12 protein-coding genes and 1 pseudogene are annotated in these 14,664 nt (G+C 64.4%); 12 read left to right on the forward strand and 1 reads right to left on the reverse strand.

Annotation, left to right across the window (positions count from 1 at the left end):
• Window positions 1-81: 81 nt before the first annotated feature.
• The 9 genes from ACYG9Y_RS17135 (at window position 82) to ACYG9Y_RS17175 (ending at window position 10,064) form a co-directional block, all read left to right on the forward strand.
• A complete protein-coding gene (locus tag ACYG9Y_RS17135; protein WP_023738602.1) occupies window positions 82-1,431 on the forward strand; it encodes an SAM-dependent methyltransferase in 1,350 nt (449 codons plus the stop codon).
• Window positions 1,432-1,588: 157 nt separating this feature from the next.
• Window positions 1,589-2,566 (forward strand): small ribosomal subunit Rsm22 family protein, encoded by a 978-nt coding sequence (locus ACYG9Y_RS17140; RefSeq protein ID WP_023738601.1) that lies wholly within the window; start codon window positions 1,589-1,591, stop codon window positions 2,564-2,566.
• A gap of 222 nt (window positions 2,567-2,788) precedes the next feature.
• Window positions 2,789-4,282 (forward strand): replicative DNA helicase, encoded by a 1,494-nt coding sequence (locus ACYG9Y_RS17145; RefSeq protein WP_023731144.1) that lies wholly within the window; start codon window positions 2,789-2,791, stop codon window positions 4,280-4,282.
• Between the two features lie 230 nt (window positions 4,283-4,512).
• On the forward strand, window positions 4,513-5,916 hold the full coding sequence (gene radA, locus ACYG9Y_RS17150) for a DNA repair protein RadA (RefSeq protein ID WP_023672716.1): 1,404 nt from the start codon (window positions 4,513-4,515) through the stop codon (window positions 5,914-5,916).
• A gap of 48 nt (window positions 5,917-5,964) precedes the next feature.
• The gene (locus ACYG9Y_RS17155) at window positions 5,965-6,624 is read left to right on the forward strand and encodes a CvpA family protein (protein WP_023738600.1); all 660 of its coding nucleotides are present in this window, start codon (window positions 5,965-5,967) and stop codon (window positions 6,622-6,624) included.
• A gap of 108 nt (window positions 6,625-6,732) precedes the next feature.
• Window positions 6,733-8,214: an amidophosphoribosyltransferase gene (gene purF / locus ACYG9Y_RS17160; protein ID WP_023672714.1), complete on the forward strand. Its 1,482-nt coding sequence runs from the start codon at window positions 6,733-6,735 to the stop codon at window positions 8,212-8,214.
• Between the two features lie 30 nt (window positions 8,215-8,244).
• Window positions 8,245-9,000 carry an SDR family NAD(P)-dependent oxidoreductase gene (locus tag ACYG9Y_RS17165; protein ID WP_023738599.1) on the forward strand — a complete coding sequence of 252 codons (756 nt, stop codon included), beginning with the start codon at window positions 8,245-8,247 and terminating at the stop codon, window positions 8,998-9,000.
• 77 nt (window positions 9,001-9,077) lie between these two features.
• Window positions 9,078-9,707, forward strand: a complete 630-nt coding sequence (locus ACYG9Y_RS17170; protein WP_023708609.1) for a hypothetical protein — start codon at window positions 9,078-9,080, stop codon at window positions 9,705-9,707.
• A 135-nt stretch (window positions 9,708-9,842) separates the two neighbouring features.
• The gene (locus ACYG9Y_RS17175; protein WP_023689120.1) at window positions 9,843-10,064 is read left to right on the forward strand and encodes a hypothetical protein; all 222 of its coding nucleotides are present in this window, start codon (window positions 9,843-9,845) and stop codon (window positions 10,062-10,064) included.
• Window positions 10,065-10,217: 153 nt separating this feature from the next.
• On the opposite strand, the gene ACYG9Y_RS17180 is transcribed toward ACYG9Y_RS17175, so the two are convergent.
• Complete coding sequence (locus tag ACYG9Y_RS17180) at window positions 10,218-10,724, reverse strand: OsmC family protein (protein WP_023702954.1); 507 nt, start codon at window positions 10,722-10,724, stop codon at window positions 10,218-10,220.
• Between the two features lie 291 nt (window positions 10,725-11,015).
• Here ACYG9Y_RS17180 and ACYG9Y_RS17185 point away from each other — a divergent pair, with 291 nt between their 5' ends.
• The 3 genes and pseudogenes from ACYG9Y_RS17185 to ACYG9Y_RS17195 all read left to right on the forward strand — a co-directional run.
• Window positions 11,016-12,521 carry a S10 family peptidase gene (locus tag ACYG9Y_RS17185; protein WP_023738598.1) on the forward strand — a complete coding sequence of 502 codons (1,506 nt, stop codon included), beginning with the start codon at window positions 11,016-11,018 and terminating at the stop codon, window positions 12,519-12,521.
• Between the two features lie 148 nt (window positions 12,522-12,669).
• Window positions 12,670-13,557 carry a DMT family transporter gene (locus tag ACYG9Y_RS17190; protein ID WP_023689123.1) on the forward strand — a complete coding sequence of 296 codons (888 nt, stop codon included), beginning with the start codon at window positions 12,670-12,672 and terminating at the stop codon, window positions 13,555-13,557.
• 50 nt (window positions 13,558-13,607) lie between these two features.
• A pseudogene (locus ACYG9Y_RS17195) lies at window positions 13,608-14,495 on the forward strand (DMT family transporter); the annotation flags it as partial.
• Window positions 14,496-14,664 lie beyond the last annotated feature (169 nt).

The raw sequence follows: 14,664 nt of genomic DNA on the forward strand, positions 1-14,664 counted from the left end.
TGTGCCAAATGGAACTTTTCGAACCCCTATATATTGTTGCAGAATTGGTCCGCCAGTCTGACCGTGAGGGGACATTTGGTGATGAATATTCTGTTGAAACGCGTTCTCGACCGCCTGGTGCGTACGGGCAATCTGAAAGTCACCGGCCCGAAGGGCTCGACAGTGGTTTTCGGCGACGGCAGCGGCGAGCCGGTGCATATGCACATCAAGACCGCGCATGCCGAGCGCGCCATTACCTTCGATCCGATGCTGGCGGTGCCGGAAGCCTATATGGACGGCGAACTCGACATCATCGAGGGCGGCGTACTGGGTATGATGCGCATCGCCTTCCAGAACATGGGCAGCGGCGGTATCGACGCCACCTGGTCGAAGGCTATCGAGGGCCTGCGCCACGCCTTTCGCCGCCTGCAGCAGATCAACACCGCATCGCGGGCGCGCCGCAACGTGCAGCGCCACTATGATTTGTCGGGTGACATCTACCGGCTCTTCCTCGACGAGGACATGCAGTATTCCTGCGCCTATTTCGAACAGCCGGACATGACGCTCGACGAGGCGCAGATGGCCAAGAAACGCCATATCGCCGCCAAGCTCAGGCTGAAGGCCGGGCAGACCGTGCTCGATATCGGCTCCGGCTGGGGTGGACTCGGCCTCTATCTCGCCAAGGCTTTCGATGTCGACGTGCAAGGCGTGACGCTGTCGACCGAGCAGCACGGCGTCGCCACCGACCGGGCGCATGCGCAAGGCTTGCAGGACCGCGTGCATTTCGACCTCAAGGACTACCGCGAGCTCAACGAACGCTTCGACCGCATCGTCTCGGTCGGGATGTTCGAGCATGTCGGCGTCAACCACTTCCGCACCTTCTTCGACAAGTCGGCGACGCTGTTGAAGCCCGATGGCGTCATGCTCTTGCACACGATCGGCCGCTCCGGCGTGCCGTGGGCGACCAGCGCCTTCATCCGCAAGTACATTTTTCCGGGCGGCTACATTCCCTCGCTGTCGGAGGTGATGCCGGCGATCGAGAAGTCGGGGCTTGTGGTCACCGACATCGAGATTCTGCGGCTGCACTATGCCGATACGCTGAAGCATTGGGGCCAGCGCTTTGCCGCCAACCGCGACAAGGCCAAGGCCATCTATGACGAGCGCTTCTGCAGGATGTGGGAGTTCTATCTGGCGGCTTCGGAAGCCGCCTTCCGCTGGCAGGATCTGGTGATCTTCCAGATCCAGATCGCCAAGAAGAACGACACGCTGCCAATGACGCGCGACTACATGGCAAAATGTGAAAAGGCGCTCGAAATGCGCGAAATGGGGCATCGTCAGGAGGCGGCGGCCGCCGAGCCTGCTGTCGCCAGGTCTGTGCCTGCCAGGTCCGTTGCTGTCAGGTCCGTTGCGGCCAAGCCAGCGCGCCGTCGCAAGGTGGCGGATCGCGAATAACGCCTCGATTGCGATTGCCGCTTGCCATTGACGGCTCTGACACTGAAAAAGGTCTCGTTCTCGCGAGACCTTTTTTAATGACCTGCCTGCCCACCATCGCCACCACCCTTGTCGAGTTCGCCCGCGCCTCGGTGCTCGCGGCACGCGGAGCCTGAGCGTGGAACTCCCCGCCTCGCTGCGACAAGGCGTCGAGCGCCTGCTCGAAACGATACCGCTGGCGGTGCTGCGCCAGGCGGCGAAGACGCTGTCTGACCGCTACCGCGCCGAATTGCGCGACGGCCGCCTGCACATGGCCGAAGAGATGGCGGTAAAAGCCTATCTGGCGACGCGGCTGCCGGCGACCTACGCGGCGGTACGGGCCGGTCTCGACGAACTCGCCTATGCGCGGCCCGATTTCCAGCCAACGAGCCTGCTCGATGTCGGCGCCGGTCCTGGCACGGTGCTTTGGGCCACTACAGACCTGTGGCCCGACCTCGAAGAGGCGGTTCTGGTTGAAGCAAGCGCCGCGGTGCGCAAGGTTGGCCAGTCGCTCGCCCTTGATACCATCGCCACCAGGATGGACTGGCGCGCCGGCGACGTGACCATCGACCTTGCCGATCTCAAGCCTGCCGATCTGGTCACCTGCGCCTATGTGCTGGACGAAATCGCGCCGGCATCGCTGCCGAAGCTTGTCGGCCGGCTCTGGCAGTTGACCGGCGACACACTGCTGATCGTCGAGCCCGGCACACCGGCCGGCTGGCAGCGCATCCTGGCAGTGCGCAGGCAATTGCTGGAGGCCGGGGCGCATGTGCTGGCGCCTTGTCCGCATGAGGCGCCCTGCCCGCTTGAGCCCCCCGACTGGTGTCATTTTTCGCGCCGCGTCGCCCGCTCGCGCCTGCATCGCCTGGCCAAGGACGCCGACGTGCCGTGGGAGGACGAGAAATTCATCTACGTCGCGGCTTCGCGGCAACCCGCGCCTGCACGTCAGCCGCGCGTGATTGCGCCGCCGAAATCGGGCTCCGGCAAGGTGCTGCTCAAACTGTGCCAGCCGGATGGCGGCGCCGGCGAGACACTTTTCACCAAGCGCGAGGGCGAGTTGTTCAAGGCAGCGCGGCGGCTGGACTGGGGCGATACATTGGACGGAAGAAGCGGATAATCACCGAGATTGTTCTTGCTCTGTTCCAACGACTCGGATAAAAGTCAGCGCCTTTCTGAGTCAACCGGAATCGGGGCGCGGAAACACTCTTCTGTGGACGGTTTGCCGCCCCTGTGAACAAACGGGGCATCAAGGTTGATTGGTCGTGCGGTGATGCAGAAAGGTCAGCACCGATTTATCTCGTTCTGATATCGAGAAGCCGGGATCAAAATCGGGGACATCATGGCAGAGGCAGCGCGAAAATTCGGCGTGGCGGAGCAGCAACCGCTTTATCGTGAAGCGCCGAACAACATCGAGGCCGAGCAGGCGCTGCTCGGCGCCATCCTCGTCAACAACGATGCCTTCTACCGCGTCTCCGACTTCCTCAAGGCCGGCCATTTCTACGAGCCGCTGCACCGGAAAATCTTCGAGGTCGCGGCCGAGCTCATCCGCATGGGCAAGGTGGCGACGCCGATCACGCTGAAAACCTTCCTGCCGGCCGACGAGAAGGTCGGCGACATGACGGTGGCGCAATATGTGGTTCGTCTGGCGGTCGAAGCCGTCACCGTCGTCAATGCCACCGATTATGGCCGCGCCATCTACGATCTGGCCACGCGCCGGGCACTGATTACCGTCGGCGAGGACATGGTCAACATCGCCTATGACGCGCCGGTCGACATGGCGCCGTCCGAACAGATCGAGGATGCCGAGCGGCGGCTGTTCGAACTGGCCGAAACCGGCCGTTACGACGGCGGCTTCGAGAGCTTCACCGACGCGGTCAAGACCGCCGTCGACATGGCCAACGCCGCCTATATGCGCGACGGCCATTTGTCGGGCCTCGCCACCGGCATGCGCGATCTCGACCGCCGCATGGGTGGCCTGCAGGCGTCGGATCTGATCATCATTGCCGGCCGTCCGGGCATGGGCAAGACGTCGCTCGCCACCAACATCGCCTTCAACATCGCCGAGATGTATGAGCCGGCGCAACAGGCCGACGGCTCGTTCAAGGCAGCCAATGGCGGCGTCGTCGGCTTCTTCTCACTGGAAATGTCGTCCGAGCAGCTCGCCACCCGCATCATTTCCGAACAGACGGAAATTTCGTCGTCAAAAATCCGCCGCGGCGAGATTTCAGAGATGGATTTCGAAAAGCTGGTCGCCTGCTCGCAGACCATGCAGAAGATCCCGCTGTTCATCGACCAGACCGGCGGTATCTCGATCGCGCAGCTGTCGGCGCGGGCGCGGCGGCTGAAGCGTCAGCGCGGCCTCGACCTCATCGTCATCGACTATATCCAGCTGATGCAGGGGTCGAGCGCGAAATCGTCGCAGAACCGGGTGCAGGAAATCACCGAGATCACCACCGGCCTGAAGGCGCTGGCCAAGGAGCTCTCCGTTCCGATCATCGCGCTGTCGCAGCTGTCGCGTCAGGTCGAAAGCCGCGAAGACAAGCGCCCGCAGCTGTCCGATCTTCGCGAATCCGGCTCGATCGAGCAGGACGCCGACGTGGTGATGTTCGTCTATCGCGAGGAATATTATCTGAAGAACCGCGAGCCGAAGCCCGGCACCGACGAGTACATCAAGTGGGAACACGAGATGAACGAGATGCGCGGCAAGGCCGAAGTCATCGTCGCCAAGCAGCGCCACGGCCCGACAGGTTCGGTGAGCCTCGCCTTCCAGGGCGAGTTCACACGGTTTTCCGACCTCGCCGAAGAGCATCATATTGCGGAGAGGTTCGAGTAGCTTTTTGGCCTACCGCAGCGCTCCGTCACACCCCCCTCTGGCCTGCCGGCCATCTCCCCCGCAAGGGGGGAGATCAGCAGCTTTGCGAATGGCGCTCATCTTGCGACGTTGGGGATTGGCGAAAGCAGCGACGATAGCCAATCTCCCCCCTTGCGGGGGAGATGTCCGGCAGGACAGAGGGGGGTGTGCAGGATCACCCTCCTTCGGTCATTTGCAGGCAGCATCACTCCATGGCTAAATCGCGCGTCCAGTTCATCTGCCAGAATTGCGGCTCGGTGCATCAGCGCTGGGCCGGTAAATGCGATGCTTGCGGCGAGTGGAACACACTCGTCGAGGAAGGCACGTCCGGCGGCATCGGCTCGGGACCGGCCAACACGCGCAATGCGCGCAAGGGCCGCGCCGTGGTGCTGACCAGCCTGTCCGGTGACATCGAGGATGCGCCGCGGATCATCTCCGGCATTGGCGAACTCGACCGCGCCACCGGCGGCGGTTTCGTGCGCGGCTCGGCGCTGCTGGTCGGCGGCGATCCCGGCATCGGCAAGTCGACGCTGCTCACCCAGGCCGCAGCAGCATTGGCGTCAAAAGGCCACCGCATCGTCTATGTCTCGGGCGAAGAGGCTGTCGCGCAGATCCGGCTGCGGGCGCAGCGGCTTGGCGTCGCCGACACGCCGGTCGAACTTGCCGCCGAGACCAATGTCGAGGATATCCTGGCAACAATAGCCGACGGCAGAAGGCCGGACCTCGTCATCCTCGATTCCATCCAGACGCTGTGGACCGACATGGCCGACTCGGCGCCCGGCACCGTCACCCAGGTGCGCGCCTCGGCGCAAGCGATGATCCGCTACGCCAAATCCACCGGTGCTGCCATCGTGCTGGTCGGCCATGTCACCAAGGAAGGCCAGATCGCCGGTCCGCGCGTCGTCGAGCACATGGTCGACGCCGTTCTCTATTTCGAAGGCGAAGGCGGCCATCACTATCGCATCCTTCGCACGGTGAAGAACCGTTTTGGGCCGACCGACGAGATCGGCGTCTTCGAGATGTCGGACAAGGGCTTGCGCGAGGTCGCCAATCCGTCGGAGCTGTTCCTCGGCGAACGCCACGCAAAATCGCCGGGTGCCGCGGTATTTGCCGGCATGGAAGGGACACGTCCGGTGCTGGTCGAGATCCAGGCACTGGTGGCGCCGTCCACATTGGGCACGCCGCGCCGTGCCGTCGTCGGCTGGGACGGCGCACGGCTGTCGATGATCCTTGCCGTGCTCGAAGCCCATTGCGGCGTGCGCTTCGGCACCCACGATGTCTACCTCAACGTAGCCGGCGGCTACCGGATTTCCGAGCCGGCGGCCGATCTGGCGGTTGCCGCTGCACTGGTTTCGTCGCTCACCGGTCTTGCCCTTCCCGCCGATTGCGTCTATTTCGGCGAAATCAGCCTGTCGGGCGCAGTGAGGCCGGTTGCGCATGCGCAGCAGCGCCTTAAAGAGGCCGAAAAGCTGGGTTTTGGAAGTGCGGTTCTGCCCTTGGGCAGCGAGGAGGTTGTCGGGGGGATCGGGGCCGGCGCTTTCCAGCCGACCGAACTTGCCGATCTCGTCGCACGCATAGCCGGCTCACGGCGCAGCCGTGTCGACGTGGAAGATTGACGCGGCTCGCCCGAGCCGTGAAAAGACAATCTGAGTGGGGCGAATGACATGCCGATTACGCTGCTGGACGGAATTCTCGTCGGCTTCACCCTGGTCTCGGCGATGCTCGCCATGGTTCGCGGCCTGTCACGCGAAATCCTGTCCGTCGTGTCCTGGGCGGCTGCCGCCGCGGCGGCATTCTTCTTCTACAAGCCGGTGCTGCCTTACGTTCAGCCCTATGTCGAAAGCGACAAGATCGCCATGGCGGCATCCGCCGGCATCGTCTTCCTCATCGCGCTGATCGTCGTTTCCGTCATCACCATGAAGCTTGCCGACTGGATCATCGATTCCAGGATCGGCGCGCTCGACCGTACGCTGGGCTTCCTCTATGGCGCCGCGCGCGGCGTCCTCGTCGTCGCCGTGGCGCTGCTGTTCTTCAACTGGCTGGCCGGCGCCAAGGCCCCTGCCTGGATCGCCAACGCCAAGTCGAAGCCGCTGCTCGAGACCATCGGCGCCAAGCTGGAAAGCCTGCTGCCCGAAGATCCGGAAAACGCCATCCTGAAGAAGCTCAATCCGAATCAGCCGGCAGCCGAGACGCCTCCGGCGGCCGATGCACCGGCGGCGGATGCTCCGGCAACCGGTGACGATACTCCCGCGCCCGACGACGAGACCGACGCTCCGGCCGATAACGCACCCGCGCCCGCTGCTCCGGCCGCGCCGGCAAACTGATACGGACGGATGGTGCCGGACAGGCGCCATCCCGGCAGTTCCGGCCTGACTACGTTGCTTTCGCGGCGCTATCGCACTATATGGCCATTTTAGCGGAGCTTGAGCCCCATGGCAGTTTCGAAGGCAGACGCGGACGACGTGCTTTCCGCCGAAGCAGACGATCATTTTCACGACGAATGCGGCGTGTTCGGCATTTTCGGCCGGCAGGACGCTGCGGCCATCGTCACGCTAGGCCTGCATGCGCTGCAGCATCGCGGCCAGGAAGCGGCCGGCATCGTCTCCTATGACGGCACGCAGTTCCATGTCGAACGCCATGTCGGCCTGATCGGCGACACCTTCACCAAGCAGCACGTCATCGACAGCCTGCAAGGCAACCGTGCCATCGGCCACACGCGCTATGCCACGACCGGCGGCGCCGGCATGCGCAACATCCAGCCTTTCTTCGCCGAACTCGCCGATGGCGGCTTTGCCGTCGCCCATAACGGCAATCTCACCAACGCCATGACCGTGCAGCGCGCGCTGCAGAAACAGGGCGCGATCTTCTCGTCGACCTCGGACACCGAGACGCTGCTGCATCTCGTTGCCACCAGCAAGGAACGCGATTTGAATTCGCGCTTCATCGACGCCGTGCGTCAGGTCGAAGGCGCTTTCTCGCTGGTCGCGATGACCTCCAAGAAGATGATCGGCTGCCGCGATCCGCTCGGCATCCGCCCGCTGGTGCTCGGCGACCTCGACGGCGCCTGGATCCTGGCCTCCGAAACCTGCGCGCTCGACATTATCGGCGCCCGCTTCGTGCGCGACCTGAAGCCCGGCGAAATGGTCGTGGTGACCTCGAAGGGCATCGAGAGCCTGTTCCCCTTCGAGCCGCAGAAGACCCGCTTCTGCATCTTCGAATATGTCTATTTCGCCCGCCCGGACTCCTCGGTGGAAGGCCGCAATGTCTACGAAGTGCGCAAGCGTATCGGCGCCGAATTGGCGCAGGAAAGCCCGGTCGAGGCCGATATCGTCGTGCCGGTGCCGGATTCCGGCACGCCGGCGGCAATCGGCTTTTCCCAGGCGGCAGGCATCCCCTTCGAACTCGGTATCATCCGCAACCACTATGTCGGCCGAACCTTCATCCAGCCCGGCGATTCGATCCGCCATATGGGCGTCAAGCTCAAGCACAACGCCAACCGCCGGATGATCGAGGGCAAGCGCGTGGTGTTGGTCGACGATTCGATCGTGCGCGGCACCACCAGCCAGAAGATCGTGCAGATGGTGCGCGACGCCGGCGCCAAGGAAGTGCACATGCGAATCGCCTCGCCGCCGACCAGCGCGTCGTGCTTCTACGGCGTCGACACGCCGGAGAAGTCGAAGCTTTTGGCATCGCGCATGTCGATCGAGGAAATGGCCGAGTTCATCCGTGTCGATTCGCTCGGCTTCCTCACCATTGACGGGCTCTACCGCGCCGTCGGCGAAGCCAGCCGCGACAATGAGCAGCCGCAATTCTGCGACGCCTGTTTCACCGGCCAGTACCCGACCCGCCTGCTCGACTTCGAAGGCCACGACAATGTGCGCACGCTGTCGCTGCTGGCGAACAACGGGGCGTAAAGCCCAACTGCTATCCTTGAAAGCGCTCGCATGACCCTCGACCTCTCCGGCCGCGTCGCGGTGGTTACCGGCGCCTCGCGCGGCATCGGCTACTTCATCGCCAGGGAACTTGCCGCCGCCGGCGCGCATGTCATTGCGGTTGCCCGGACCGTCGGCGGGCTGGAAGAACTCGACGACCAGATCAAGGCCGCGCGCGCGAAAACCGGCAAGGGCGAAGCGACGTTGGTGCCTCTCGACCTCTCAGACATGGCCGGCATCGACCGGTTGGGCGGCGCCATTCACGAGCGCTGGGGCAAGCTCGACATTCTGGTGGCCAATGCCGGTGTGCTCGGCGTCATCTCGCCGATCGGCCATGTCGAGGCCAAAACCTTCGAGAAGGTAATGACCATCAATGTCACCTCGACCTGGCGGCTGATCCGCTCGGTCGACCCGCTGCTCAGGCTGTCCGACGCCGGCCGCGCCATTCTCATGTCGTCCGGGGCCGCGCATTCGGCGCGCGCCTTCTGGGCGCCCTATGCGGCGTCGAAGGCGGCTGTGGAAGCCATGACGCGTTCCTGGGCGCATGAGACGCAGAGCCTGGCGCTCCGCATCAATGCCGTCGACCCCGGTGCCACCCGCACCGCCATGCGTGCACAGGCCGCGCCCGGCGAGGATCCGGAAACGCTGCCGCACCCCTCAGAGGTTGCAAAACGCATCGTGCCGCTGGCGAGCCCCGAGCTGAAAGAGACGGGGCTGATCTTCCAGGTCAAGAACAACCGCTTCGTCGCCTACCGGCAGCCGGAATAAACCGGGTTGTAGCGGGATTAAACAGGCCCCCAGTTACGTTTCTTCGAATGTAGGACATTCGAAACCGGAGGACCGACATGCGTAGACTTCTTCTCGTTGCCGCCGCCGCGATTGCCGCCACAGCCGGCGTGGCGCTGGCGCAAGACGCAAAGATGAGTTTCTTCGTCACCAGCGTCGGTTCCGGCAAAGGCGCCGATCTCGGCGGTCTCAAGGGTGCCGACGCGCATTGCGCCTCGCTGGCGGAAGCGGCTGGGGTTACCGGCAAGGAATGGCACGCCTATCTCTCGAGCGCCAATGTCGATGCGCGCGACCGTATCGGCAAGGGTCCCTGGGTCAACGCCAAGGGCGAGAAGATTGCCGATGACGTCGCCTCGCTGCACAGCGACGCCAACGCCATCAACAAGCAGACGGCGCTGACCGAGAAGGGCCAAGTGGTCAATGGCCGCGGCGACAAGCCGAACCGGCACGACATATTGACCGGCTCGAAGCCTGACGGCACCAAGATCGCCGACCAGACCTGCGGCGACTGGACCTTGAGCGGGGCGGAGGGCGCGGCGATGATGGGCCATCACGACCGCACCGGCCTTGATGAGTCGGCGGCGGCGAAATCCTGGAACTCCTCGCATGCCTCGCGCGGCGGCTGCAGCCAGGAGGCGCTGAAAGGCACCGGCGGCGACGGCCTGTTCTACTGCTTTGCCGCGAACTGAGAGACGTCTGGGAGCGGTTCGTTCACGGGTCTGTGATGGTCCGGCAGGTCCCTCCCCCATGGCCCTGCTTTCGCCATCAGCCGGGAGTTGCTAGGGTCGACCCGACTCCGACACCCAGCAAAGCGAGGAATTCCCATGGCTGCTCCCAGCGTAGCATTGGTCTGGTACCTGGTGATCGCCGGCCCGCAAGGCGGCATGGTGGTGCTGCCCAGCACCTTCGACACCCGCGAACAGTGCACAAACGCGATTACCGAATATCAGAAGCAGCCGACGCCGGCCGGCTGGGCGGTCAACTGCGTGCCGAGCGCCTCCCCGTTTACCGATGAGGGCGACGCGGAAGAGCCTGCGGCGCAGTAGCGCAATCTCCCCCCTCGAGGGGGAGATGGCCGGCAGGCCAGAGGGGGTCGCCTCGCGTAGAGTGCCAACCTCCTTCCGCACAAAGGGCGTCGCGTCCAGTCGGCCCGACCCCCTCTGTCGCCTTCGGCGACATCTCCCCCTCAAGGGGGGAGATCAGGCGCGCGCCTTCACCGTCAGCTCCGGCTTGCTGTTGATGGTCTGGAAGACCACGCAATAGCGTTCCGTCAGCTTGATCAGCGCGTCGATGCGATCCTGCGGCTCATCCGTGTCGAGGTTGAAATTCAGCCGGATGGCGCGAAAGCCCACGGGGGCGTCCTTGGCCACGCCCAGCGTGCCGCGAAAATCGAGATCGCCTTCGGCCTCGACGGTCGCCGCGCCGAGTTTGAACTCTAGTGCGGTGGCCACCGCCTTCAGCGTCACCCCGGCGCACGCCACCAGCGCCTCCAAAAGCATATCGCCCGAACACAATTCGAGCCCGGAACCGCCGGTCGCCGGATGCAGGCCGGCGACCGCCAGCGCCCTCCCCGTCTCGACCTTGCAGGCAATCGACTGGTCGTCGATGGAGCCTTTGGCGCGAAGCGTGATCAGCGCTCGAGAGGAATCGTCGCGATAAGCCTCCTTGATCGGTGCCTGCATGGCCTTGAGTGCGGTGGCGTCCATGTTGCATTCCTTTTCGAGTCCGTCGCGCTTTGATAGCACTGATATGCCGGCGAGACAGCGCCCCCCTCTGCCTGCCGGCCACCTCCCCACAGGGTGGAGATCTGCAGCTCCGCCGATGGCGCTTTCTACGCCGGCGATTAGCGAAGGCGGTCGCGACATCCAATCTCCACCCCTGTGGGGGGAGATGTCCGGCAGGACAGAGGGGGCTGAAGGAATGCTACCTCACGAAGAGTTACTTTGACTTCGACCGCCCCGGCCATACCTAAGCAGAGTCATTCCCGCGGAGACATCATGCCGTTCAAGCTGAAACTGATCTCGCTTACCCTGTTGGTGCTTGCAGCCTTCGCGCAGCCAGTCCTCGCCGAAACGCCCGAGCGCCCCGCACCGGCAGGCGGCGTGCTGTCGCTGCTGCCGGCACCGCAGACGACCAGCCATTCAATCACCATTGCCGGGCGCAAGCTGGACTATCAGGCTAAGGCCGGCACGCTGTCGCTGCTATCCGGCAAGGGCGAGGTCACTGCGGAAATCTTCTATGTCGCCTATACGCTGCCGCCACTGGCGGGCGCGGAGAAGGCTCGCCCCATCACCTTCGTCTTCAATGGCGGCCCGGGCGCGGCATCCGCCTATCTGCATCTCGGCGCACTCGGCCCGCGTGTCGTCGCGACCGGCGCCGATGGCCAATTCCTGCCGCCGCCGCAAAAGCTGATCGACAATCCCGACAGCTGGCTCGACATGACCGACCTCGTCTTCGTCGATCCGGTCGGCACCGGCTACAGCCGCGAGGCCCCCGGCCAGGACACGAAAGATTTTTGGGGCGTCAGCCCGGACGCCAGTTCGATCGGCGCTTTCATCCGGCTCTATCTCGCCCAGAACGGCCGCACCGGATCGCCGCTCTTCCTTGCCGGCGAAAGCTATGGCGGGTTCCGCGCGGCACTTCTCGCCAGGACCCTGCAGGAAGATGTCGGCCTGAGCCCCAACGGCATCGTGCTGATCTCGCCTGCACTGGAGTTCACGCTGGTGCTGCCCGACGAATTCCAGCCGCTGCATTGGGCGCTGGAACTGCCCTCGCTGGCGGCGGTGCGCCTGCGCAGCGAAGGCCTCAGCGGCGAAGCACTGCGCGAAAAGCTCGCCGAGGTCGAAAAGTATGCGCTGGGCGACTACCTCACGGCTCTGACCGGCGGGCTGGAACAGGGCGGGCGGCTGGCCAGCCAGCGCGTGGCCGATATCACCGGCCTGCCGCTCGACCTCGTGCAACGCAATTTCGCCCGCATCCCGACCGCCCTGTTCGCGCGCGAATTCCAGCGCGCCAGTGGCAAAGTGCTCAGCCCGTATGACGGCACCATCGCCACCAGCGACATCGCCCCGGAGAGCGCCCGCAGCGCCGGCCCGGATCCGGTGCTCGACCGCAGCGTGCCGGCGCTGACCTCGGCCTTTGTCGGTTATGCGCGCGACGAGCTGAATTTTCGCACCGATGTCAGCTACAGGTTGCTCAATGGCGATGTGACCCACGCCTGGGACTATGGCGGCTCGCGGCAAGGCTATGCCGGGGTGATGGACGATCTGCAGCGGGCGCGCTCGCTCAACCCGGGGCTCGGCGTGGTGATCGTCAACGGCGACACCGATCTGGTCACTCCCTATCTGGCCTCACGCTATCTGGTGAGCCAAATCCCGACGCTCGGCGGGGCAAAACCCATCCGTCTCGACGTCATCGAGGGCGGCCACATGATGTATCTCAGGCCGGGCGGCCGGCGCGCCCTGAAGGAGGCCGCTTCACAGCTCTACCAGGCAACACAGTGACGGCGTGCCCACGCTGTCGGCCAGGCTGCGCCAACGCAAGCTTGCCAGTGGCGTAGCGCCCCGCAGGCTTTCGCCCGTATAGCCTGCAATGGGAGCCTGATTGGGGCAGGCTTCTTCTTCGTCCTCTTGACAGCGCCGGACACGCCGCATGGCCGATATTGCCATTCTGGAAACCCGCGAAAGGGTGCTTGCCGGCATCCTGTTCACCGGCTGCGCCTATTTCCTGTTTTCGACGCAGGACGCCGCGATCAAGCTTCTGGTCGTCGGCATCAGCGTCTGGCAGATCATGTTCTTCCGCTCGATCGCTGTGCTTATCGGCTGTGCTGCAATCGGCGGACCGCCCATCTTTGCCGACACAATGCGCTCGCCCATCGTGCGGCCGATGCTGGTGCGCAGCGCCTTCACGCTCGGCGCCTGGCTCTGCTACTACAACGCGGCCCGCTCCCTGCAGCTGGCCGAACTCACCACCATCTATTACGCCGCCCCGATCATCGTCACCGTGCTGTCGGTGGTGATGCTTGGCGAAAAGGTGCCTCTGTTGCGCTGGCTGGCGGTGTTCATCGGCTTCGTCGGCGTCTTCATCGCCTGTGATCCCACTCGTCTCGGCTTGTCCGTGCCGATGCTCTTGGTACTGGCTGCGGCAGTGCTGTGGGGCATTGCCGTGGTGCTGTTGCGCAAGACGGCGCTGGCCGAGCGCACGCTGATCCAGCTTGTGCTCAACAATTTCTACTTCCTGGTGTTTTCCACGGTGCCGGCGCTGTTGGTCTGGCAGATGCCGGACTGGCGCCAGTTGCTGCTTTTGATCAGCGTCGGCGCGCTCGGCGGCGTGGCGCAATTTATGCTGTTCGAAGGCATGAAGCGGGCGCCGGTGTCGATCGTGGCGCCGTTCGAATACACCTCATTGGTCTGGGCCTTCGGGCTCGGCTTTGCGATCTGGGGCGACGTGCCGCGTCGCGAGGTGTTTCTGGGGGCGGCGTTGATCGTCGGCGCCGGCCTGCTGATCATCGGCAACGAGCATTTCCGCAAGCGGCTATGAGTACCCCGTGCTGACAGCATGGTGGCAGGAGAAGACGGATGGCTGCTGAGATGACGGAAGCGCTCGACGGCCCAGGCACCACAGATACCGCTGCCGAGCGTACGCTCGGCATCATGCTGGTGGCGGCCTCGGCGGCTTTCTTCGCCCTCACCGGCGTGCTGACCAAATCGATCCACGCCGACCCGCTGACCATCACTTGCTGGCGCGGCTTTGTCGGCGCGATCCTGATCACCTTCTATGTGCTGTGGCGCCGGCGCCGCTCCGGCGGGCGGGAAAGCTTGCGGCTTGGCTGGCGCGGCTGGCTGCTGGCCCTCGAGGGCGCCGCGGCCAGCATCGCCTTCATCTCGGCGTTCAAATTCACCTATGTCGCCAATGTCGCGGTCATCTACGCCACCGCGTCTTTCATCACCGCGCTGCTCGCCTTCGTGCTGGTGCGCGAGCCGTTCCGGGCGCAGACGCTTGCCGCCGCCGCCGTTTCGCTGTGCGGCGTAGCGATCGTGGTCGGCTCCGGCTTCGGCAGCGGTCATCTGTTTGGCGATGGGCTCGCGCTGCTGATGACCGCCGGCAGCGCGCTCTACATGATCATGGTGCGCGCCTTCCGCGACACGCCGGTGGTGTGGGCGGGCGCAGTCTCAGCGCTTCTGCTGTTCGTGCTCGGCTGGTTCGTCACCGACCCCTTGGCGATTTCTGCTCGCGACGCCGTGCTGCTCGTCGCCTTCGGAGGATCGTTCGCAGCGGCGTCGATCCTGTGGACCGAAGGCTCGCGGCTGATCCCTGCGCCTGAGTCCGGCCTTCTCGGTGCCGCCGAAGTGCCGTTTGCGATCCTGTTCGCCTTCCTGTTCCTCGGCGAGATCGCGCCGGCCGCCAGCCTGATCGGCGGCGGCATAGTACTGTGCGCGGTTTTCGCCCATGCGGGGCGCGACTGGCTGACCGCGAGAAAAAGTGGCGGCAACCCAATAATTATTTTCCAAGTCATGGAACCATCATGCGGATCAGGCAGTTTTAGGTGCGACGGGTCACCCCCCAAGTCCCCCCAAACCCCTCGACCCGTCCTCCTCAAAGCCGACCGTAAAGGTCGGCTTTTTCTTTGGACATCAGCCGGCAAAG

This window comes from Mesorhizobium sp. W050 (assembly GCF_054719535.1).

What these genes read in the sequence shown, in the direction of transcription:
- purF (WP_023672714.1), top strand. Translation starts at nt 6,733, where the DNA reads ATGGCAGTTTCGAAGGCAGACGCGGACGACGTGCTTTCCGCCGAAGCA.
- ACYG9Y_RS17175 (WP_023689120.1), top strand. Translation starts at nt 9,843, where the DNA reads ATGGCTGCTCCCAGCGTAGCATTGGTCTGGTACCTGGTGATCGCCGGC.
- ACYG9Y_RS17145 (WP_023731144.1), top strand. Translation starts at nt 2,789, where the DNA reads ATGGCAGAGGCAGCGCGAAAATTCGGCGTGGCGGAGCAGCAACCGCTT.
- ACYG9Y_RS17170 (WP_023708609.1), top strand. Translation starts at nt 9,078, where the DNA reads ATGCGTAGACTTCTTCTCGTTGCCGCCGCCGCGATTGCCGCCACAGCC.
- ACYG9Y_RS17185 (WP_023738598.1), top strand. Translation starts at nt 11,016, where the DNA reads ATGCCGTTCAAGCTGAAACTGATCTCGCTTACCCTGTTGGTGCTTGCA.
- ACYG9Y_RS17180 (WP_023702954.1), bottom strand. Translation starts at nt 10,724, where the DNA reads ATGGACGCCACCGCACTCAAGGCCATGCAGGCACCGATCAAGGAGGCT.
- ACYG9Y_RS17165 (WP_023738599.1), top strand. Translation starts at nt 8,245, where the DNA reads ATGACCCTCGACCTCTCCGGCCGCGTCGCGGTGGTTACCGGCGCCTCG.
- ACYG9Y_RS17135 (WP_023738602.1), top strand. Translation starts at nt 82, where the DNA reads ATGAATATTCTGTTGAAACGCGTTCTCGACCGCCTGGTGCGTACGGGC.
- ACYG9Y_RS17155 (WP_023738600.1), top strand. Translation starts at nt 5,965, where the DNA reads ATGCCGATTACGCTGCTGGACGGAATTCTCGTCGGCTTCACCCTGGTC.
- ACYG9Y_RS17190 (WP_023689123.1), top strand. Translation starts at nt 12,670, where the DNA reads ATGGCCGATATTGCCATTCTGGAAACCCGCGAAAGGGTGCTTGCCGGC.
- radA (WP_023672716.1), top strand. Translation starts at nt 4,513, where the DNA reads ATGGCTAAATCGCGCGTCCAGTTCATCTGCCAGAATTGCGGCTCGGTG.